The following is a 22,512-nucleotide window of genomic DNA, read 5'->3' as shown; positions in this document are numbered from 1 at the left end:
CTATTACTAACAATATTAAGTTCAGTAACTCAACAAGAAGTAGAAAATACCTCAGCCCATGTAAAAAAAGGACTGAAAATGAAAATGGAAAAAGGGGAGCTTATTGGTTTTTAAGGTTGTCTTGGATACTATTATGACCCTACAACAAAAACTATCTCTATAAATGAAGAAGAAGCCAAAATTGTTAGATACATCTTTTAGAAGGCAATGGTGGTTCAGTCATTGGTAGGGAACTAGAAGAGCAAGGATATCTCACCCCGAGAGGTAAAACAAAATGGTCTGATACTACAGTGTTAGGAATAATTAAAAATGAAAAGATATACTAATGGGAAAGACTTTTACAGTTGATTCTATAACAAAAAGAAGACTAGCAAATTTTGGAGAATCTGATAAATATGACATTGAAAATCATCACGAGCCAATTATATCAAGAGAAGATTTTGAAAAGGCACAGGAGATTAGACTCAGGAGAGCACAAAACAGAAACACCATTGCTAATAAGGATAGAAAAAGAGAGAAACTATCAAGGCAATATGCTTTTTCAAGTATGCTTGAATGTGGATTTTGTGGCGAGATACTTTCAAGAAGAACCTGGCACACTAGTTCCATTTACAAAAAAATTAATTGGCAGTGTGTAAGGTCAACAAAAAAAGGTAAAAAATATTGTCCCCATTCAAAAGGAATACAAGAAGCAGCAATAGAAAAAGCATTTGTTGAAAGCTATAGGCAATTATGCCATGCAGATTCAACAGTAATAGATGACTTTTTAAAAATTGTTGAAGAAGAAATAAATGATAATACTTTAGTCAAAGATTTGAAAAAGATAGAAAACCAATTAAACAGAATCATTAGTCAAGAAAGAAAGTTAGTCGATCTTCATTTAGAAGATAGTATAGACGAAGAAGTTTATGCTAAAAAGTATAAAAAACTTACAAAACAAAAAGAAGAATTACTTGATGAAAAGAAAACACTGGAACTAACAATAAAAGATGAATGTTCTATTAAAGGAAGTTGAAACTGAAGACTATTGCGGATATTAAGAATGCCGGACTTGAGGTTGAGAAAATAATCATCAATTCAAACTTAACCGAAGAAGAGGCATTTGCTGCAGAGGCATCATTAATTAATGCGTTTAATTATGTCAGTAATGCTGGACTAACTAATATTGTTGCCGGACACCATTCTGCAGAGGCTTTATCGGTTGATGAGTATGAAAGAATAAACGGTGCCACCCCACTTGAAGAAAAAGACATCAAGCACAGAATCCTTGTCATCAAAATAAACAGACTCTACCAGAGAGGTATGGATGAGAAGGTATTATATGATGCTGTTCGTGGTATTTGGAGAGCATCAAAGGAAAAGGTTAAAACTGTTGAGTATGTTTTCGGTGTTTACAACTCTTTGATTGTTGCCGTATATAAGCCGTCAGAGTGGTTTGTATGCAAAGAGGCAAAGGACAAACTCCCAAGGCAGGATATTGTTCTTACACCAAAAACTGAAAACAGAGTGTTCTTCGTGGATGAAAGATACGAACAGGAACTTCCACTTGATGAGAATGAAGAATTCTATTTAGGAAAGTCGATAGCTGGATTTAAGTTGAATCAGTCGGCGCAGAATCCGATTACATATCTGTATCCACTGGAGAAAGATAATATACATATTTAATGAAATTGACAAAGTGGAATTTGCGGAGGAGTATATGGACTGGTTAAATATATTCGGACTGATAATGATTGCAGTCATTATGATACCCAATATTATTTTTGCAATTAGATGCAAAGAGGGTTTTGAAAACAAGTGGAGCAATAAATTTATTGAGGTTGCAGAACAGATAGGAAGGTTTGGCTGCTTTGGTTTTATGATAATCAACATTCCCGGAACATGGTACGGGTGGTGGTCTGACGAAGCATTTGCCATATACCTTATTGTGGATACAATATTAGTAGTGTTATATTGTGCAATTTGGATAATTTGCTTTAAGAAGAGTAGCATATTCAGAGCACTGGCGCTATCTGTTATTCCTTCAGTTTTGTTCTTGTTTAGTGGAATTATGAGCCGATCAATTCTGTTGCTTATCGCAGCAACATTGTTTACACCAAGTCATATTCTGCTTTCGTATAAGAACGCAAAATGATATTGGTTAAATTCAAGTTTGTAGGGATGACATGAAAAATGAAGTTTAAGTGACAGAACTTTACCCTGTTTGCCCATACAAATTATAGGGCAATTCAAGGTTATCACAGACTCGAACCACTAGATTTTAAGGGAAAAGGTGCGTTCCACCATTCCCTTGCACAATAGGGGTTGAGTATGTTTTTCGTTGAACAACCGAGCCACGTGGAGAGTGTAGTATTGATGACAAGAAAAAATGAATAACTAGACTTTGAAAGCCTTGAAATCAATAGGTTTATGAATTTTGAACTAAATAATTATATTATTAATTTTTTAGAATTATTGTTCAAAAATATCTTTCAAATACTTACTTGTAGCAACACTTAAGATATTTTGGTAGGTTGTGTCAACGTATGGATTGAGAAAAGGATAAGAAAAATTAGAATCGGTAGGATCATATAATTGTTAAGTGTAACCCTAGAGATTGGGATATTTATGCATAAGTTGAAACAGAAAATGATAATTTTGTATATGGCAATTCTGTTGAAAGGGATAAATTAGCAAATGAAAAAGAAACAGGATTATATGGATTTTATTTTACAAAAAATATTTCAAAACACGACTTTGTGTAAATAATATCTTGAAAATAAATTATTGATAGTTAGTTGATGAAGTTCTAAAAGATCTTTGGGGAAATGGTAATAGAAGAAGACTTAATCTAATTAAAGTTCGCTATCATTATGAAGAAGTTCAAACGCTAGTTAATGAAAAATTAAAAAGAAAAAACATCACTAAGATAGAAATGGATATAATTCAATGGGAGTTCGGAAATTTATTAGTTAGAAAAAGAATACTTGAAGCTTTAGAGTATGATTATGTAGAGGCTCAAAACTAAGTTAATAAGATAATATGAAAGATAGAGTAAGCCTATGGAGTAAAATCTGTAGGTTTATTTTTTATGGTATAATTAATACAAATTAGAATTTATAGGATAAAACATGGGAAAAGAAAAAAATAACAAGATAAAAACATACATTTTATTAGCAATAACATTAATATGGCTAGCATTTTCCATGATACTTTTACTTATAAAAAGTAGGACTGGCTATAGAATATTAATTGATTTATGTGGCCTTCAACTAAGGCAAGGAGGTGTGCTTTTTATTCTTTTATTGATGATTGTAATTTGGCTTATCTATTTTTTAAAGTTATTTTGGAAGAAATATTCTAGTAAAATTGCTAGAGTTTTTCTGATAATAGGCTGGATATTATCAATTGTAGGATTCTTATTTGGGTCTTTAATTTTTTTAGGCGATTACCTTGTAAATTCCTACTATACTTTTATTTCACCTGATAGAAAACATACTTTAGTAGTTGAAGAGACTTCATTCTTACTTTTGGGAGATGTTAGTTTATATGAAAGGAAAAATCTTTTATTTATTGAAGATTTAGGTGCAGGAGCATCCACTGATGATGGATTTTCTCCTGTTTCAGCGGGTAAATATTGGATAAAGTGGGATGGAAATAGGGTTAATTTTGCGGTGTTTGATGAACATGGGACTAGGACATGGGATGTAGTTAAAGTTTCCTTAGGGGATAGTGATAGGGATGTTAAACATGAGAGTTTAAATTCAAATGTAAAGCCTATTATTTATGAGGAAAATGATATGTCTAATCCTCCGAGAAATCATAATATTCAGAAACCATCATCTAAACAAGACATATTAGATGGATTATCTATTGAAAATGCTATAATAATACCTGAATCCAATTATGCACTTATAGAAGTGGATAGAGCTATGGCTAAAAGTTTGTGGTATTTTGTAAGAATTGAAGATAATAGGATGATTTTTATTTCCGAGGCTCCAGATACAGATCCTAAAGTTGTAGGGGAAATTGATTCTGAAGGAATAATACATTTAATATTTACGGATATTAATAACAATCAAACCAAGTATGAATCTATAAACCAGGGAAAGACTTGGAAAGAAAAATAGAACTTATATGTTTGAAATGCATGGAAACTTTGAAGCATTTGTTCGCATAAAATTTGAATATAATAATTAATATGGAGCAATAAAAGGTTAAAAGGAATTGGCTTTCTACTATTTGGTGTAGGATTAGGGTTCATATCTTCTTAATTTATCAAGAAATATAAAAAATACAAAAATATTGAAAATTTACTAGAAGTTATTGGAGTTTTATTATTAGCAGCGTCAAGTGTTATTTTAAGTGTCTTGGAATTTTTGTAGAATTGCATATCCCAGTTTGTCGAGTTGATACCTTTTAACGATAGATTCTCTATATCGTTAAAAGGCTTATATATATGTTACCACAAACAGACAGGACTACTTGACATACTTAGTATTCACTAGTCCTATGTGGAGTGTGTAGTATTGATGTCAAGAAAATAAGATGACAGGCTATAAAAGTGTTGAAATAAATTGCTTTTAGGATTTAAAAGAAATCCTAAAAGCAATTTTTCTTTTTGGAAAATACCTTGTGGGAACATATCAATATCAAGAATTATAGAGGCATGTAGACAGTATAGATGTTTTTAGGAAGAGTGGACAGAATAGACAAGTTATTGTAACTTTCCCAGGATATTTTATTTTTAATATCACCAAAACTAAATTTAAGATAATGCTAAATCAATCTTACCAAGATATATCTTGCTATGCAAACTTTGATATAATAGCAAGAATGATGACTATATAAGAAGGTGTACATATATAAAATTATTAGAATTATACATATCTGCAATTATTTTCTAGTAGATTACTAAAAATAATTTTTATATTGGAAAATATATGAGATAATTTTATATACTTATTCTCATAGATTCATAATGACAAAGATATAGAGTGATGAATGAAAATTCTAATAACTTGTTAATAAGGGATGACTTGTCTAAATAATATCCAAGAAAATCTTTAAACTATAAATATATCTATATGTTTTAAGGAATTAGTGGTCTATGCCAAGCTTAATTTGACAAATAAAAAGATCTATTGCAGCAATAAGAAATAATGTAAGTGGGAAAAAAGGAGAAGTTTGAGAAGTACATTCCTGAAGTCAATGTTATTACTGACTCATTAAAAGATAAGAAGGTGGATTAGGTTGATTTAACACTTGAATAAACCTAGCTTATCAAGTAGCTGGATGGTCTTGTTTTCAAGCCACTATCATCTTTTAAGTCTAATTTGTCAAAGAGGTTTAAAGCCTTGATGAAAGTAAGACCAAAGGTAAAAAGAATAGTTGGTCTTACTGGAACTCCATCATCTAACGGACTAATGGACTTATGGGCTGAGTTTAGGCTGCTTAATATGGGAGAGAGACTTGGAAAATTTATTGGTCAGTACAGGGAAATCTACATCAAACCAGATAAGAGAAATGGACCAATCATTTATTCTTACAAACTATTACCTTTTGCTGAAGATGCAATCTATGAAAAGATATCAGATATCACAGTTTCTATGAAATCTGAAGATTATCTAAAAATGCCAAAGAAGATAAACAATGAAGTCTTGTAAATCTATCAGATAAAGAAAGAGATATCTTAGAGACCTTAAAAAAGACTTGGTTGTTAGTATTAAGGAAAAAGATATAGATGCAGTTAATTCTGCAGCCCTTTCTAATAAGTTACTGCAAATGGCATAAGGCTCAGTTTATGATGAAGATAAAAATATGATCCGTATTCATGATAGAAAAATTGATGCTTTAGAAAATTTAATAGAGGGTGCAAATAGAAAACCTGTTCCGATAGCCTATTGGTATAAGTCAGACTTAAAAAGAATAAAGATAGGTTTGATGTAAGGGATCTTAAAACAAGTAAGGACTTTAAAGAATGGAATCAGTATATAGTCCCATTATCTATTATTAATCCAGCATCAGTAGGTCATAGACTTAACCTTCAAGTAGGTGTATAAATATTAATTTGGTTTTCTTTTATTTTGTCCTTAGAATTATATGAGCAAACCAATGTTAGACATTATATGCAGGGGCAGAAAGAAACAGTTGTAATTCATCACATCTTAGAAAAGGATACAATTGATGAAAACGTGAAGAAAGCATTAGAAAGAAAAAATAAAACTCAAGCTACATTAATCGATGCAGTAAAAGAAAATCTAAAATGAGTAGAAGTTATATGGATAACTTACCTCAAAACTTATGGAGGTAAGAAATGAATATAAAAGAATATTTAAAGCAAGCTTTTTATTTAGACAAGATGATAAATTCAATGTTGGAACTTGCAGAAACCTTAGATAAACTATTGACAAAAGCAACGGTGATATTTTCATATATACCAAGTAATACTAGTATAATATTTAAACATGAAGAATTGATATGTAAAATATTACATTTATAAAAAGATATTAATAATGATATCAATAAACTTATGGAGTTAAAATCTAATATTTACAGTTTAATAAATGATATTAATGATGAAGAGTTAAAATTGCTACTTGAGAAAAGATATCTAAACTATAATACATAAGAAAAATTGCACAGAATATGAATTATAATGTTAGACATATATATAGGCTATACAAAATCGCTTTAGACAAATTAGAAAAGATATATAATTAAATATTCTTTTTGAAAACGTTGACATTAGTGATTGAATATGTTACATTTAAATAAAGATTATAACGTTATAACATTATTATATTTAGGAGGTATCTATGAATTCTCTAGGTAAAAAAATACTTGATTTAATGGGCGGAGAAAATAACATAATCAAATTGACATACTGCGCAACAAGGCTTAGGCCTACTTTTAAATCATATGATTTGGTTAAAGTTGATGAAATAAAGAAATTAGATGGTGTAGTTGGAGTCGTTGATGATAAGAATAGATTTCAAATAATAATTGGAACAAATGTAGAAAGTATATATAATCAAATTATAGACAACTCAAATATTAATTCAGAGAAGAAAGTTGATATATTGATAGAGGATGATTTGAAATTAGAGGAATCAAAACAAGGTATATTAGATAGATTCATATCGTTTGTTGTGAGTGTTTTTCGTCCTTTATTACCATTATTTGCTGGTTCTGGTTTGATAAGAGGTTTTACTATTTTAGCTATTGAATTAGGAATATTAGAAAGAGGAAGTACTACTGATATTATTTTGACATCAGCAGCAACATCAGTTTTTAGTATTTTATCAATTTTAGTAGCTATGTCAACTGCTAAACAACTTAAATGTAGTATGCCAATTGCAGCAGCAATTATGGCTGCAGTATCAATGCCAGGATTTCTGAATTTAATGAATGGCAATCCAGGTACAGTTGTTTCACTATTTGGTTTACCGGTGCCAGTATTTGAATATTCTGGTCAAGTGATCCCACCAATACTATTAGTATTTGTTCAGAGTAAAATTGAGAATAAGTTGAAAAAGGTTTTACCAAGTAGTTTACATCTTGTAGCAATCCCAACTATATTAATAATCACAATGATTCCTTTATTAACAGTAGTTATAGGACCTGTTGGAAATTATATAAGTATTGGAATTGCAAAATTTGTAGAAGTAATTACATCTTGGAATAACATAATTACAGGCGCAATTGTTGGTGGTATATGGAATATTTTAATAATGTTTGGTGTACATTGGGCACCTAATACAACAGTTATAATACCACAAATTTCAACTACTGGATCTTCTCCATTGATAGCATATGGGGCTACAGCTAATTTTGGTATGGCAGGGGCAGCTTTTGCAATCTTTCTAAAAAGTAAAGACAAAAAATTAAAGAATTTCTCAGTTTCATCAATAATGTCGGTATTCTTATCTGGAATTGTAGAGCCAGCAATCTATGGATTAGGAGTACCTTTTAAAACACCATTAATTGCTGGTTGTTTAGGAGCAGCGATGGGTGGAGCTTTTATGGGAGCATTCAATGTAGTAGGATATGCCTTTGTTTTCGGAGGTTTAACTACAATACCTGCATTTGCTGGACCAACTTTGTGGGCTTATTGTATTGGATTAGCTATAGCTTTCTTTGGTGGCATGATATTGACATTATTATTAGGTTGGAAAGAAGAAAATAAAGTTAAAGGAGAAATAGATGAGTAAAATATTAAATAGCTTAGCATATGGGGCAATAGGCGATGCGATGGGTGCTGCAACTGAAAATTTATCTTTTAATCAAATAAGAAAAAAATTTAATGGCAAAGTTCAAGAATTTTTAAAACCAGATGAAGCAAATTTTGCGTTAGGAAATGAAGCTGGACAAGTTACAGATGATTTTTCTCAAACTTATTTATTGTGCAGAAAAATCTTAGAAAATAACGGTGTTATAAATGAAAAAATTGTAAAATTAGCAATTTTGGAATGGTCAGATATGCCTCAATATTTTGATAGGTTTGCAGGCCCAACAACTAGAAGTGCAGTAAAAATGTTTAAAACAGGTGCTAAGGAATTAGAGAAAGCACCTGGAGCTGTAACTGTAGATTATTCTTCTAAAGCTACAAATGGATCAGCAATGAAAATTTCACCAGCTGGGCTTTTTAATCCGGGAAATCCAAATAAAGCTATTGAAGATGCCATAACAATAACTAGAGTTACGCATGATAATCATTTAGCGATTTCTGGAGCGTGTGCTGTAGCGTCTGCTATTAGCACTGGGCTTAAAGAAAATTCTAACATTAATGATATAATAAAGTCAGGTATAGAAGGCTCTATAATAGGAGAAGAGAAAGGAATACTAGTATCAAGAGAAGTTGGTGGTGCTAGTGTGACTGAAAGAATAAAGTTAGCATTAAAAATTGCATCACAATCTAAAGATAAAGATTCAATTATGAAGGATTTATATGATATAATAGGAAGTGGCTTGCATGTTTCAGAAGCAGTACCTATTTCCTTTGGCATATTAAAGGCTAATGAAAATAATCCTTTTGAAGCAGTTATTGATGCTGTAAATATTGGTTATGATACTGATACTGTGGCTATAATAACAGGTACTATGGCTGGTTCAATATGTTATGAAATCAATGACAAAATTGAGAATATGATTGATATTTTAGAAGAAAAAAATAAAATGGGAATTAGAGAACTAGCGAGAGAAATAGAAAAAATAAATCTATAAAAATAGGAGGATTATGTCTTTATACAATAATATTTTCAATGATCTTCGTGAAATGATACTATCTAAAAAGTTTTATGAAGGTGACGTGTTTTATTCAGAAAAAGAAATAATGGAGAATTATGGAGTTAGTAGAATAACGGCACGAAAAGCCATGGATAGACTTGAAAATGAAGGATTAATAAAAAAGTCATCGGGAAAGCCAACAATTGTGAAATCAAATAAGGAAATACTTCAGATTAAAGTTTATGGAGGATTTAGTAGGGATAATTTTTATCATAATGTAACTTCTAAGTTAATAGATTTAAGCACAATAATACCAAATGAAAAGATAAAATCAGAATTGAATTTAAATAGTGATGATAAAGTTTATAGGTTAGTTAGACAGAGATTTATAAAGGGGGAGATTTATGGGTTAAACATAGCTTATATACCTTTAAAATTTATCGGACTGAAGAAAGATGATTTTTATGATTGCTATTCATCTCTATATAAGATTTTTGAAAAAAATGGGATTATCGTAAACAATGCAAAAGAAAGTATAGAGGCAATAAAATCAGACAAAGATACAGCTCTAATATTGAGTGTTGAAGAAGATTCTCCTTTATTGTATATTGAAAGATTAACAAAGGATAGAAAAAATAATATTGTAGAATATGTTGAAATTTTCTATAAATCTGACAAATATAAATACGAAGTTAATTTAAGTGAGATTAATTAACAATCGAATAGAATATGTCATTGAAAGTCAGTATAAAAATGTAGTATGTTTATAGTAGAAAAATAATTCCAAGCCTTGGAGATTCTATCTCCAGGGCTTTTTCTATGGGGTGATATAATGCCAAGAAAACCTAAAAGACATGTTCCTATCTAGGTTATCCTGAATTATATGATATAAGATTCTGTAAAGAAAATAAGAAAGAATTTAACAGAAACTACGAACGATATAAAAGAAACATAGAAACACATAAGTGTTATGGTAAAGCATTGAGAATTATTCGTAAAAGATATATAAACAAGCATCCTATTCGTGAAAGATGTTTAAAAGAAAATATAATGAAAAAAGTTGAACACGTCCATTATATTAAACCTTTATCAGTTGGTGGAAGTCATGATAAAATTAATTTGATGAGTGTTTGTAAGTATTGTCACTCTAAAATTCATGCAGAGATAGAGACAGATTTTATAATGAAAAGTATTGAGGGGAGGTGGAGTCAACTTCTATATAGCAAAATTTAACACCCATGGTTCCGACCTCTCACTCACAAAAAAACGGGTTCAAAGGGGATATTAAAGAATATCATTAGAAAAGTAAAATATTTATTCTAATCTATTGACAATAAAACTTGGCATGATATAATATAAATACCAAGTAAACTTGTCAAAAGAATAAAGGAGAATAAATATGAAGAGAGATGAAGTTTTAGCAAGAAGTCGTGAGGAGTATAAATATCACGATGAGATGATGGTTGATATTTTTAAAAAAGCAGGTGAAGTTTCCAGTCAAATCGGATTAGCTGTTGCCGCCATCCTATTTGGAATTGAAGCTTTTTTCTTCAATTCCTTTAATTATGGAATACTAAGTATTTATTTTAGTATTGAAGCAACGAAAGAACTTGTTAAGTATACAAAATTAAAAGAAAGAAAGCAATTGTTAATGGGGATACTTATGGCGATTATAGGAATTGCCTTATTTGTAGCTAACCTTATAACATTAAAGTAGTGATGGATTATGGATGATAAACTAGTTCTCAAAAATCATTTAAAAGAAGTCAGAAAAGAAAAAGGCTATTCACAACAACAGTTAGCTGATGAGGTGGGTGTTTCAAGAAACACAATCAGCTCAATTGAAACTGGTCAATTTAACCCCACTGCTAAATTAGCATTGATACTTTGCATTGCTTTAGAAAAGAAATTTGAGGATCTTTTCTATTTTTAGACAAACATAGTTAAACTAAAATCTCCCTACAGTAAACAATATTGTTTATTGAAGGGAGATTTTATATTTAAGTATTAGGAGGTGATACTATCGCAAAAGACGGAACATACAGAGGTGGAAGAAGAGTAAAAGCAGGAGGGAAACCACAGCCTGCTGCTGAAAAAATAGAAAAAGGTAAAAAAGTAGAAATACTAATGAATGATATTACAACATTCACTCCAGAAGAAATAGATGCTGTTGACTTACCAGATGGGGCAGTTCTTGATGGAACCGATATGCCTACACCAAGTGACTATCTATCTGCAAAGCAAAAGAATGGAATACCACTTGGTGCAGATGAAATATATAAAGAGACTTGGGATGGTTAAACAGAGAAACTGTAAAACTTAGTAAATCCAAGATTATTAGAATCCTACTCTCAGGCTTTTGCAAGATACATTCAATGTGAAGAAGCAATAAGTCAATTTGGACTATTGGGAAAGCATCCTACTACTGGAGGAGTTATTGCATCACCATTTGTACAGATGTCTAGTCAGTTTCAAAAAACAGCTAATCTTCTATGGTATGAGATTTATGACATAGTCAAAGAAAACTGCACAGAAGTTTATGAAGACTATGTAGAAGATATGATGGAGAAATTACTAAGGCAAAGGAGGTAATTATATTGCACCCTTCCGATGAAACAAGACGAAATCATAGATTTCTTTGTTTCTATCGTTGGGCACGAGTGCATTTTCATTGTTTAAAGAAAGAGAGAAAGAAAATGTTTGAAAAAGTAAATCCAAATCATCCAGATAAAATAGCAGATTGCATTTCTGTGCAATTGTAGATTTAGCGTATAAAAATAAGCGGAGAATACTACAGACGCATCACTTGGAACAATATATGCAAAAAATCTAATGTATGTAGATGCTGCACCGGAGTAGATAATGGGCTTGAAGCTTGCAATGCACCTACTGTAAAGGAAACGGAACTTCAGGAGGCAAAGATTAAAGCGCTCAATCTTTTGATTAGATGCTCATTAATTAATGAGATTTTTATTGAGAACATTTCCAAAGCTCTAGCATATGACAATTCTGGAGAGTTCGAAGAAATTAATATTACACTTAAGGTAAAGCAGAAGGAACTGGTGAAACTTTTTCATGCGAAAAAAGACTATAACATCCTTGCTAACGAGATAGATGAGCTGATCGAATTTGCAATGAATCAGATATGAAACTAGCCGAATACGATGAGAAGCTAGTAAGAAAATGTGTCAAGGAAATCCTAGTATATGATGATCCAGTTTAGGTAATTTTTAAAGCAGGAATTGATATTGATATTGCAAGAGAATAAATGAAATTTGGAAGCAGGGCATAAACGCTCTACTTTTTTTCCTTTAACGATGTGCAAACATTGCATGTTGCACATTGAAAATATCAACCTTTTGGTTTATAATATGATTTAACGTTATTATGTTCTCAGAGAGTAATTTTAGATAGATAAGATGGAATTATGATTACGTCTAATTTAATTAAAAATCTATCTAAAGAAAAAGGAAAAAGTGTTGAAGATTTGGCACGTAGAATCGGTTATACTCCAAAGAATTTAAATAAAAATTTGAAACGAGAAACAGTAAGCACAAAGGAGCTAATGTTAATTGCAAATGAGATAGATGTAGTTTTTGAACAGTCACATATCCTGGGGAAATGGTAAAAGTTGGCTGTTTTGAGTGAGTTAAAAAAAACGGATAGCAAACTTTTTAATATTAGTAAGAGAAATAAGGGGTTTGATGTGGATGGTCTAAAGTAAAAAAGAACGCTTCAAAGAGGCGATTAAAAAGTTCATAGAGGAAAATCAAGAACAGCTGGAACCACGTTCATATTATCTGATCTATGAAGGGGAGAAATTTTTGTCTATTTATATTCGAGCTATGGCTTACTCAATTGTTACCGGAGAAGAGTTTTATCTTTGCGGATTTGGCGGAGGAACAGATACCATTATTTTTTTAAGAAATATTGATATACAGTTAAACAGGTAACTAATGATGACACCGAGGATAAATACAGTGTTAATGATGTGGTCTTGATTGCTGCAGCGTTATTAGCTGCAGAACAGTATACTATAAATCAGAATTCAATACGTGAAGACATGTTCCTTAAGCAGTCAGATATAGTGAAAAAAGCTCAATCGTTGATAACATGTGAAGTTGATTCTACCAGAGTTTCGCGGTGGGTTAATGTTGATAACGAAAAGCATACAAAAAATTATTTGAGAGCTGATTCGGCGGTTGATCCTACTGTAAGACGACTCTCAATCATGGATGAGTTTTCTGACAAATCATATCCTATAAGGATGAAGCATTTTAGATGAATTTGATATAAACGGTCTCCAGATGACAATGGAAGAATTATTCTTCTTTGTTAAGGAGACAATACCCAGAGGTGATAAAGAAAATGACAACTATTAATATCGATTACAAAGGAGTATTAGATTACTTGGATAATAACCAGGAAGTTCCATACTCTAATCCAGAGGAAGCCGGTGTAGATCAAGTAGAAAAGGATAGACTTCTAAAGGTTAAAGAAAAGGGACAAGCAGCAGTTGCTGAAATGAAGAAGATGGCAGCGCGTTGCGAGCAATTGTTTGGCTTGGATAAATGCTTGCCTATTTCATGGCTCGATGGCTCAAATACGAAGACCAGAAAGTATCTCTGGGCGCAGATAAAATATAAGGATTACACAGCTAATCCTGCTAGTATTTCTTTGTTTGTTGAGAAAAACAATGGCATGACAAGATACCGCATCAGTTTAGAAATAAAGAATGATGGTGCCAATAAGAAAACGATGGCATCATACCATTCTCATTTAGATATTCCTAAAGAAGATGGAATGGTTTACGTGTCTGGAAGTAACGAGTGGGGAAATCCAGCAATCATCACAGATTCAGTTGACCAGATTAAAGCAAAGATTGATTCAGGCGAAATTCGAAAGGTGCAGCTTTGTGTATATGTTGAGTCTGTAGAGGAAAAAATAAACGAACAGTACGATGCTGATGTAATGGCCGCAGTAAAAAAGATCATTCCATATTACGAACATGTTATTGGAAAATCCTCCACACCATCAACTGGGCGTGCATGGCTGTTAACCTGGAATCATGCAAACTGGGATTGGGCAAACTACAAAGCATGGTGTAAAGATACAAAGCTTGGAAATAAATTTATTGAGCCTTGGGCTTGTGCAAGTAAGCAACCTGTTGTTGGTGATGAAATTTTCTTAATAAAGACAGGTTCCAAACCTAGAGGAATTCTTGCTCATGGATATGTGGCAAAGGGAGCTTATGAAGCAGATCACTACGATCCTGAAAAAGCTGCAGCAGGAGTTAAAGCTAATCATATAGATGCAGAATACGACTGGATTCAAGATTATGATACAGAACCATTGTTGATGCAGGATGACCTTAAAATAAAATTTCCTGACCAGCAGTGGAGTCCAATGGGATCTGGTATTGAGATCAAATCAAGTGTTCTACCAGAGTTGAAAAAGATGTGGCTAGAACTAATTGGTAAGAAAGCCGAAGACGTTATATACTGGCCAAGCTTAGAAGAATATGATCCGGGAATCACAAAAGAAAAATGGATGGAATTGCTTAAGGATCCAAATGTTACAAATGAAGATAACCTAAGAATGTTTAAGATGATAATTGAACTAGGCGGTGAATCTACATGTATTAATCTATCTGAAATCTATGGTGGCTCAGATGTTTCATATAATAACTGGGGCCGTAACTTTGGCGAGAGAGTACATAGAAAGACGAATTGCCCACTTTTATCTGATGGCGATCGTCATCACTATTATGCGATTCCGTATGTCGGAAGATATATAATTGAAAAGGATAAGACTAGATATTCTTGGAAATTAAGAAGTGAGTTGGAGGAGGCGTTAAAGGAAATGGATTTATCTCACATTGATCTTACATCGGAGGAAGAATCAGTAATTGCATATGATAAAAATATGATCCTGTATGGACCCCCAGGAACAGGTAAAACATACAGCGCTGCAATTTACGCTGTGGCTATCTGTGATCAGCTTGCTCTGGATATTGTAAAAGCTATGGATTATGGCGAAGTGATGCTTCGTTATCGCGAGTTGTTAGCAACGGGTCGAGTTGCGTTTACTACATTCCATCAGTCTTATGGATATGAAGAATTCATAGAAGGTATCAAACCGGTATTAGATGACGGTTCTGATATTGGGTACACCATTGAAGATGGTGTGTTTAAAAAGTTCTGTGATGATGCTCGTATACCAGAGAATAATGATATTCAGTGTTTTGGAGATTTGTGGATAATTAGAAATAGAGCTGGAGATTCAGACGTGCCTTTTGATTATGAAGATTATCTACTAAAGAATGGTGTAATCATGGTAGAAACAAACGATGAATACGATAAGAGTCATTGCAACATGATTTCAAAAATGAAAAAGGGAGATTGGGTTGTACTGGGAAGAGGCTATAAGATCGCAGCACTGGGTGTGATTGATGATGAAGAAGTATCAGAGATCGACTGTGAACCGTTCCATTGGAAACGTGAGGTCAACTGGTTAGTAACCGGGTTATCAGCTACTTTCTCTGATATTGGCATTGTTGGTGGATGTTTCTCCAATTATGCAATCGCAAAATCAAAATATAAAGTTCAGAACTTCTACAAACTGATTAATGCTGAAAATAAAAAAGCCAAACCCCATGTATTTGTTATTGATGAAATCAACAGAGGTAATATTTCTAAGATACTTGGTGAACTTATTACCTTAATAGAGGATACAAAACGTGAAAGTATGGATGAGCAGGTAGCGGCGGTTCTTCCTTATTCTGGTGAGTCATTTAGTGTTCCATCTAATGTGTATATACTCGGAACAATGAATACCGCAGACCGTTCTATCGCATTGATGGATACTGCCCTTCGTAGAAGATTTCAGTTTGTGGAAATGATGCCTGATGCAGATGTCCTTAGAGATATCGGTGCAGATAAGGTAGACGATCTTGATGTTGCAGCTATGCTTGAAAAGATAAATGAACGTATTACCTTCCTTTATGATAGAGAGCACACAATTGGTCATGCATTCTTTACGAAGCTTGCAAAAGCTCCAACAATTGAAACCTTAAAGGTAATCTTTGAAAAATCTGTTATTCCACTCCTTCAGGAATACTTCTATGAGGATTATCAGAAGATTCAATTGGTTCTTGGAGATAACGGAAAGACAGATCCTTCAATAAAGTTCATTCTTGATGAAGAGGTTAAAGTAAAAAATATATTCAAGGGCAATGCAGATGATGTTATTGATCTTCCTGACAAGAAATACACCATCAACACTGAGGCATTTGAAAACCTTGAAAGTTACAAACAGATTATTTAAATCGTGGTGAAATAAATGGATAAATTGCTAGAGGTGCGAGAGTTCGATACAATTACTGGAAATGCTGATTTTGAAAATAATGAAAAATATAAATATCTTGATGTAGTGATATTCCATGACCTTGTGGAATTTATCCATGAATTCTCTGGAGATGAAGAAGATGCTGATGCATTGGATTTCATGCGCATTTCCTATAAACGTAATGTTGGTGATGTCATAACTATCAAGAATTACGTAGGCCTGATTCAGATGAATAATGGTTACCAGGTACATGTGCTTCCTAAGATTAGTTTTGATTCTGGCGAAGACGCCGGTAATAAGGAAACAAAAAGAATCTTCATGAAGATGCTAAAAAGTATGAAGGATTTTCCTAGTAAGGTATTTAACTACGGCAACTTAAAAGTGGAACGCATGAATCTCTACGAGATTTTTATAAACATGTATCTACAGGAAGTACGACAGCTAGTTAAGCGTGGCATTAAATTTGCATATGTTGTACAAGAAGATAACCTCAAATTCTATAAAGGGAAGCTTCTTACATGTCAGCATATAAAAACAAACATTGCGCATAAGGAAAGATTCTATGTAGCCTATGATGAATTCCATCCTAATAGATCAGAGAACAAACTAGTGAAAGCGACATTGCTTAAATTACAGAAGTTGACAACGAGTGCTGAAAACTCAAAAGAGATTAGACAGTTGTTAACAGCGTTTGAAATGGTGGAACCCTCAACGAATCATATGAAGGATTTTTCACAGGTGAAAATTGATAGAAATACGAAAGACTATGAAATGCTTTTGCAATGGTCTAAGGTATTTCTGATGAATAAATCATTTACAACATTTTCCGGCAAGAATACATCAAGAGCTCTGTTATTCCCAATGGAGAGTGTATACGAAAGCTATGTTGCGCAGCAGATGAAGAATGTGTTAAGACCGGCAGGGTGGGATGTGTCAAGCCAGGACAAAGGATACTATTTGTTTATGGAGCCAAGACGTCAGTTTGCACTTAGGCCAGATATAGTTTGTAAGAGAGGTGATAGAACAGTAATCATGGATACAAAATGGAAAAGTCTCATTAATAGTGAGCGTGCCAATTATGGTATTTCTCATAGTGACATGTATCAGATGTACGCGTACTCTAAGAAATATGAAACATCAGAGATATGGCTTCTATATCCATTGAATGATGAGATGCGTGATCATTATGATATAGTATTTGAATCTGGTGATGGAACGACAGTTAGACTGTATTTTGTTGATCTGACACGTATGCCAGAAACGTTGGAAGAGTTGAGAGATAAGTTGGAGGTGACTGAGTTATTACAATCGAGGAAAAAGTAACAGAGGTAATTAATGACTATGTCAGCTCAAACGTAACTGTATCGAAAATGATGCCTGATCAATTGTATAGTCTTGTAACTGCTACATATCCTATGATCAGAAATGGTTTTTCCAGCAGATTATTGCTACAACAGAACTAATGAAGGCATAGATTTTGAAAAGCACTCACATCTTTTTGAAAAAGATGATGATGGAAGCTATGTCGTTTTAGGTGAAAATTATCAATATTCTGGTCCTGTATATTGCAGATGTAGATGTGAAACAGAAGGCAGTATAAGTGGATTATGGACAAATGGTTTATATGAATAAGGGGCTGCAGTTGTAGATATTACAGCACTTCGTCATAGTGATTTATTTGAGGGCATTAAAAGTGCGCTTAAGATAACACCAGTAAACGTATCGATAGAGAAGAATGAGGTTACGATACGTTTACAAGAGTTGTTATTTTGCAGAATTAGTGTCGAGGAAAAAGTATATAAAATATCCAATGCGACGACAGAGTGGTCTCAAAAGACTTCGTATCATTGTAAACCAGCATCAGATGATACGTGGTTCTACTATTTGGAGACAATTGAATAGAGTATTTGTGAAGTTAAACGTCTTTGTATCATTTAAAATTCAAAAACTTGGCAAGTCTGCAAAAGCTACTAACCATACAAGTGAATTGAGTCAGGTGGTTTCTGCTAAGGCTTTTGAAAATGCATATACACATTTTATTGAGCAGGCAGATAGAAATACAGAATCAAAGAAGGCACAAGGATCGAAGGTCCCATACGGTTTTAAAGAGAGACCAAATTGCGATGGGCCATATTTTAAAGCTCAATATGGTCAAGGTACTCCAAGTGCAGCACCTCATATGAATTAGTGGGTTGTATCGGATATACTACCTTCCTGAGAATGGAAATATTATCTTGGGTATTCAGGAGGGTAGATATCCTCATTTAAAGGATATTAAAATCAAACCATTCCGATATGACCAGGTTGGAAATAAGAAGGTGAGCACTGCGGTATTCTATGCAGCACATAAAAATTATGTGAATTATGGGGAGCTATATGAGATATTTCTCCAGGTTTGCGAAGAGGTAATGCTGCTAGGCTTAAAGTAGAGGAGATTCACGTCTATGATGATTAGCCCGGAAATGTATGTGGAATATTTTAAATACACATCTTATCAAGAAATGATAAAAGAGCGTGATAGTATGATTCGATACATTCGCAAACATGAAAAACTTAAAAAAGCAGGAGATCGTTCAAGTGAATAGTGGATGATTCATCCGCAGCCGGATGTGAGATATTAGACGTATATGGATTATTTGGACGCACTACTTTTATTTATTATAAAGAAATATAACGAAGAATATGACTGGGTAGATAAGAAACTTTTAGAGTCAGAGTAAGAAAGCTATATGTTTAATCCTGGATTAAGTATTGGAGAGATATTAAAAAACTCAGATATTATAGACACCTTCAAATGTGGCAATATGGGTGGGATGCGTCGTTCAAAAACGACTAATACACTGGTTTTGATATCTGATATACTAAGAGTATTTATCATGATAAATGAATCGGTGGTGTCCTCTTCACTATACAGGTATGTGTATGAATGGTGATCAGGATATTCATTGGTCCCAGAACACGACACTTACTGGTTATGGTTATAATGGTGTTGATATTCATCTGTTTGAGGTTATGGATGCCGGTGAATACATTTATTGTGGAAGAATTGAATTGGTATCGAAATCGTAAATGGATATTTATCCAGATGAAGATGGTAATGACTGTAAGGTTTGGATGTTTTATATCCGTCCGATTCCCGATAATGATGTAAAAGACCTACCATGCTTGTCTTTAAGGATATATAAGATTATAAGGCGCACGGAAAGAATGTAGATGCTGAGTATACAAAAATGATGGCGGAAGAAAAAAGAAAGGTATTAAGAACTCAGTCTTTGTAGTTCACATAGTTAAAAAACCGGAAACAAAGCCTCAAGTTGTGATTCCAGCAGATATTGTTGAAAATCAGGTGAAACATAAAACATTCGATATTGGAGTTATCTCTGCCATCGAAGGAACTTCAATTGCGGTACAGTTTGATAAGGTAGGTATAAAGAAGATGGGATATGAATTCCGCATGTAAAAGAAACTGTTGGAGTTTATTTAATTTACGGGTATCACAATGAATAAAAAAAGAAAACTATTCTTAGATTATGTTTGTATAAATGAATACACCATCTTAGAGATGCCTTGGAGACAACGACGATGGATTTTCTGTAGCTATTTATTCCGATGGAAGGCTAGTCTATAAAACATATATTTTTGATGAAATAGAGAAAACAAACAGAAAATTCAAAATAGATTCAAATTCTGCAGAGAGCATATTAGAAGTTTTCTCTACTATTAATTAGACATTAATGCGTTTGATGAACACATAGATAATGGTTCTTGTGATGGGGATGAAAACCTTTTTTATCTTTAATGGAAAGAGAATAATTATATAGAATATTGACTATTCAAATGAAGATGAAATAAATAAAGTAAAACTTGAATGTTTCTAAGCATATCTTCCAGTGATGAAGCAATAGAACTTAATGATTGAGATTTTTGCTAAGGTGTCTGAGATTCTTGAAACACAGGTGATTTATCTTCTAATTTACGAGGCTAACTTTAGTGAAGATAATTAGAGTTGTTTCTGCTGTTATCTGCAGTAAAGATAAGATATTTTCAACGGATAAAGACTATAATGAGAACTATGATAATTTGATTTGTGAAATAGATTTTGTACTAGAATTTGAAAAAAGAACAATTAATAAATTTACACTCGATCTTGCACAAATTAGAAGAGCCTTATAAAGAAGTGTTTACGCTAAGAAATTTTGCAGAATTATCTTTTAAAAAAATTGGAGAAATATTTGGAAAATCAGATGAGTAGCAAGAGTAGTATTTTATAGGGCAAAAAAAGTTAATGGAGTAATATCATGAAAATTTCTTTTAAAATTATTGAAGATCTTCTTCCCCTATATATAGATGATGTATGTAGCTAAGAAAGTAAGGCAATGATAGAAGAACATTTGTCTGAATGTATCAATGTGTACTGAAAAATTCAATTAAATTAAATCTGTCTATATCCCTAATGAAAATATATAGATGAATTTAAAAGAAGCAGAGCCATTAGAAATCTATCTAGAGAATGAAATAAATAACTACTTGGCTCATCAATGCTTAAAGAGCTATATTCACATTTTAAATTACGTCTGCAATACTTTTAATAGATTATATATTTGTGGGATTTAAAATAAGTTAATAATATTGGGTATTCATATAAAATTTAAAAGTAAGAATGAAATATTCTATTATTTATATTATTCATATTTGTAGTAAGTTTTGTTGCGATCAAAACTATGTAGGAAGAAAGAGGTGTACTCATGTATAGAATGATGGTTAAGAATGTTACAAAAAAATATATGAATAATTAGATTTTAGAAAACGTACCTTTTTGTATGGAAACATGCTAGGAAAAAGAGTATGTGTAAAATTATGTGTATATAACTTCCTGGTTAGGGTAAAGAAAAACTAATCAGGAGGAATTTTTATGCCAAGAAAAAGACCGGAAACAAAAAGAAGCAAAATAGCAAAAATGTTAATTGAAGAATATCAGCCTCAAAATGCACAAGATATACAAGAAGCACTAAAAGATATTTTAGGCGATACAATGGAAGAACTTTTAAAAGCAGAATTAGATGAACATCTAGACTATTAATATGGAGAAAAACCACTTTCCTTAAATACAAGAAATTGTACTAGTAAAAAAACAGTTAGATCATCATATGGCAACATAGATTTAAACATACCAAGAGATAGAGAAGCAACATTTGAACCACAAGCATTAAGAAAATATGAAAAAGACATATCAAACATAGAAAACTAAATAATATCAATGTATGGCAAAGGAATGACAACAAGAGACATATCAAGTCACATCAAAGATATTTATGGCTTTGGCATATCAGAAACAATGTTAAGTAAAATAACCAATAAAATCCTACCAACAATAGAAGAGTGGCAAAATAGACCACTAGAGAGAATCTATCCAATTGTCTTTTTAGACGCCATACACTATCACGTAAGAGAAAACAACATAGTAGTAAAAAAAGCAGTATACATTGCCCTAGGCTACAACCTAGAAGGTTTTAAAGAAATCTCCTAGGCATGTGGGTAGGCGAAAATGAATCAAGCAAATACTGGCTTTTAGTATTAAACGGTCTAAAAGAAAGAGGATTAGAAAATGTATTAATATTCTCAACAGACAATCTGCCAGGATTTAGTGAGTTATAGAATCAGTATATCCAAAAGCAGAAATCCACCCAAAAAGCGTTGGGACAATCATGTATAATCCACCAAATAAGAAACTCAACAAAATATGTATCCTACAAAGACATAAAAGAATTAATGAAAGACCTAAAAGCAGTATACAAAGCATCAACAGAAGACTTAACCTTAACAAATCTAGGAATCTTTGAAGAAAAATGGAGTAAAAATATCCAATGTGTGTAAGCTCATGGAAAAACAACTGGACAGAACTATCCACATATTTTAAATATCCAGAAGGAATAAGAAAACTAATATATACGACGAATG

General features: G+C 32.5%; 26 protein-coding genes and 4 pseudogenes. All 30 read left to right on the top strand.

Translation table 11 applies throughout. The annotated features are described in order from the left end of the window. Positions 1–1,015, top strand: a pseudogene (locus HGAG_RS12285) (recombinase family protein); the annotation flags it as partial. Beyond that, the gene (locus HGAG_RS11680) at positions 1,012–1,665 is read left to right on the top strand and encodes an LEM-3-like GIY-YIG domain-containing protein (RefSeq protein WP_019117813.1); all 654 of its coding nucleotides are present in this window, start codon (positions 1,012–1,014) and stop codon (positions 1,663–1,665) included. The pseudogene HGAG_RS12285 and the gene HGAG_RS11680, both read left to right, overlap by 4 nt. A 34-nt stretch (positions 1,666–1,699) precedes the next feature. Further along, the gene (locus tag HGAG_RS02690) at positions 1,700–2,134 is read left to right on the top strand and encodes a hypothetical protein (RefSeq protein ID WP_019117812.1); all 435 of its coding nucleotides are present in this window, start codon (positions 1,700–1,702) and stop codon (positions 2,132–2,134) included. 651 nt (positions 2,135–2,785) lie between these two features. Further along, positions 2,786–3,007 (top strand): annotated as a pseudogene (locus tag HGAG_RS12465) (hypothetical protein); the annotation flags it as partial. A gap of 103 nt (positions 3,008–3,110) precedes the next feature. Beyond that, positions 3,111–4,109 (top strand): hypothetical protein, encoded by a 999-nt coding sequence (locus HGAG_RS02685; RefSeq protein ID WP_019117811.1) that lies wholly within the window; start codon positions 3,111–3,113, stop codon positions 4,107–4,109. Positions 4,110–5,339: 1,230 nt separating this feature from the next. Further along, entirely contained in the window at positions 5,340–5,645 is a 306-nt protein-coding gene (locus tag HGAG_RS11675) for a DEAD/DEAH box helicase family protein (RefSeq protein WP_019117810.1), read from the top strand. Between the two features lie 154 nt (positions 5,646–5,799). Next, positions 5,800–5,928, top strand: coding sequence for a hypothetical protein (locus tag HGAG_RS12280; protein WP_019117809.1), 129 nt, complete (start codon positions 5,800–5,802; stop codon positions 5,926–5,928). Positions 5,929–6,107: 179 nt separating this feature from the next. Continuing rightward, positions 6,108–6,248, top strand: a complete 141-nt coding sequence (locus HGAG_RS11420) for a hypothetical protein (RefSeq protein WP_154645831.1) — start codon at positions 6,108–6,110, stop codon at positions 6,246–6,248. Positions 6,249–6,295: 47 nt separating this feature from the next. Next, on the top strand, positions 6,296–6,481 hold the full coding sequence (locus HGAG_RS11670) for a hypothetical protein (RefSeq protein WP_019117807.1): 186 nt from the start codon (positions 6,296–6,298) through the stop codon (positions 6,479–6,481). 316 nt (positions 6,482–6,797) lie between these two features. Next, on the top strand, positions 6,798–8,192 hold the full coding sequence (locus HGAG_RS02660; RefSeq protein WP_019117806.1) for a PTS transporter subunit EIIC: 1,395 nt from the start codon (positions 6,798–6,800) through the stop codon (positions 8,190–8,192). After that, entirely contained in the window at positions 8,185–9,204 is a 1,020-nt protein-coding gene (locus tag HGAG_RS02655) for an ADP-ribosylglycohydrolase family protein (protein ID WP_019117805.1), read from the top strand. Before HGAG_RS02660 ends, HGAG_RS02655 begins: the two co-directional genes overlap by 8 nt. 13 nt (positions 9,205–9,217) lie before the next feature. Continuing rightward, a complete protein-coding gene (locus HGAG_RS02650) occupies positions 9,218–9,922 on the top strand; it encodes a GntR family transcriptional regulator (protein WP_019117804.1) in 705 nt (234 codons plus the stop codon). Positions 9,923–10,188: 266 nt separating this feature from the next. Next, on the top strand, positions 10,189–10,440 hold the full coding sequence (locus HGAG_RS12405) for an HNH endonuclease signature motif containing protein (protein WP_234287340.1): 252 nt from the start codon (positions 10,189–10,191) through the stop codon (positions 10,438–10,440). 166 nt (positions 10,441–10,606) lie between these two features. Next, complete coding sequence (locus HGAG_RS02640) at positions 10,607–10,924, top strand: DUF6442 family protein (RefSeq protein WP_019117802.1); 318 nt, start codon at positions 10,607–10,609, stop codon at positions 10,922–10,924. A 9-nt stretch (positions 10,925–10,933) separates the two neighbouring features. After that, positions 10,934–11,140, top strand: a complete 207-nt coding sequence (locus HGAG_RS02635) for a helix-turn-helix transcriptional regulator (protein WP_004816384.1) — start codon at positions 10,934–10,936, stop codon at positions 11,138–11,140. A 194-nt stretch (positions 11,141–11,334) separates the two neighbouring features. Further along, positions 11,335–11,508: a hypothetical protein gene (locus HGAG_RS12460; protein ID WP_019117801.1), complete on the top strand. Its 174-nt coding sequence runs from the start codon at positions 11,335–11,337 to the stop codon at positions 11,506–11,508. 156 nt (positions 11,509–11,664) lie between these two features. Then, positions 11,665–11,799: a hypothetical protein gene (locus tag HGAG_RS12455; RefSeq protein WP_425277030.1), complete on the top strand. Its 135-nt coding sequence runs from the start codon at positions 11,665–11,667 to the stop codon at positions 11,797–11,799. Positions 11,800–12,634: 835 nt separating this feature from the next. After that, the gene (locus HGAG_RS02610; RefSeq protein WP_019117797.1) at positions 12,635–12,835 is read left to right on the top strand and encodes a helix-turn-helix domain-containing protein; all 201 of its coding nucleotides are present in this window, start codon (positions 12,635–12,637) and stop codon (positions 12,833–12,835) included. Between the two features lie 477 nt (positions 12,836–13,312). Next, the gene (locus tag HGAG_RS11895) at positions 13,313–13,492 is read left to right on the top strand and encodes a hypothetical protein (RefSeq protein ID WP_244263799.1); all 180 of its coding nucleotides are present in this window, start codon (positions 13,313–13,315) and stop codon (positions 13,490–13,492) included. Between the two features lie 83 nt (positions 13,493–13,575). Continuing rightward, positions 13,576–16,533 carry an McrB family protein gene (locus tag HGAG_RS02595; protein ID WP_019117794.1) on the top strand — a complete coding sequence of 986 codons (2,958 nt, stop codon included), beginning with the start codon at positions 13,576–13,578 and terminating at the stop codon, positions 16,531–16,533. 15 nt (positions 16,534–16,548) lie between these two features. Beyond that, positions 16,549–17,877 (top strand): McrC family protein, encoded by a 1,329-nt coding sequence (locus HGAG_RS02590; protein WP_019117793.1) that lies wholly within the window; start codon positions 16,549–16,551, stop codon positions 17,875–17,877. Positions 17,878–17,979: 102 nt separating this feature from the next. After that, positions 17,980–18,186, top strand: coding sequence for a DUF7225 domain-containing protein (locus HGAG_RS02585; protein ID WP_019117792.1), 207 nt, complete (start codon positions 17,980–17,982; stop codon positions 18,184–18,186). Between the two features lie 277 nt (positions 18,187–18,463). After that, positions 18,464–18,742, top strand: coding sequence for a hypothetical protein (locus tag HGAG_RS02580; RefSeq protein ID WP_232618486.1), 279 nt, complete (start codon positions 18,464–18,466; stop codon positions 18,740–18,742). Positions 18,743–18,998: 256 nt separating this feature from the next. Further along, positions 18,999–19,139, top strand: coding sequence for a hypothetical protein (locus HGAG_RS02570; RefSeq protein WP_019117790.1), 141 nt, complete (start codon positions 18,999–19,001; stop codon positions 19,137–19,139). Positions 19,140–19,870: 731 nt separating this feature from the next. Further along, positions 19,871–20,014, top strand: a complete 144-nt coding sequence (locus HGAG_RS11410) for a hypothetical protein (RefSeq protein ID WP_004838665.1) — start codon at positions 19,871–19,873, stop codon at positions 20,012–20,014. 530 nt (positions 20,015–20,544) lie between these two features. Continuing rightward, a complete protein-coding gene (locus HGAG_RS11535; protein ID WP_019117788.1) occupies positions 20,545–20,727 on the top strand; it encodes a hypothetical protein in 183 nt (60 codons plus the stop codon). A gap of 4 nt (positions 20,728–20,731) precedes the next feature. Continuing rightward, entirely contained in the window at positions 20,732–20,806 is a 75-nt protein-coding gene (locus HGAG_RS12450) for a hypothetical protein (protein ID WP_234287441.1), read from the top strand. A 660-nt stretch (positions 20,807–21,466) separates the two neighbouring features. Beyond that, positions 21,467–21,634: a hypothetical protein gene (locus HGAG_RS11885; RefSeq protein WP_019117787.1), complete on the top strand. Its 168-nt coding sequence runs from the start codon at positions 21,467–21,469 to the stop codon at positions 21,632–21,634. Positions 21,635–21,709: 75 nt separating this feature from the next. Then, positions 21,710–22,081: pseudogene (locus tag HGAG_RS11880) on the top strand (IS256 family transposase). Between the two features lie 2 nt (positions 22,082–22,083). Then, a pseudogene (locus HGAG_RS12445) lies at positions 22,084–22,428 on the top strand (transposase). Positions 22,429–22,512: the final 84 nt, after the last annotated feature.

Source organism: Anaerococcus obesiensis ph10 (assembly GCF_000311745.1).
In the GTDB taxonomy this organism is placed as follows: Bacteria; Bacillota; Clostridia; order Tissierellales; family Peptoniphilaceae; genus Anaerococcus; species Anaerococcus vaginalis.
Note: the sequence above shows the minus strand (reverse complement) of the source record. Positions and strands in the feature narration are given on the sequence as shown.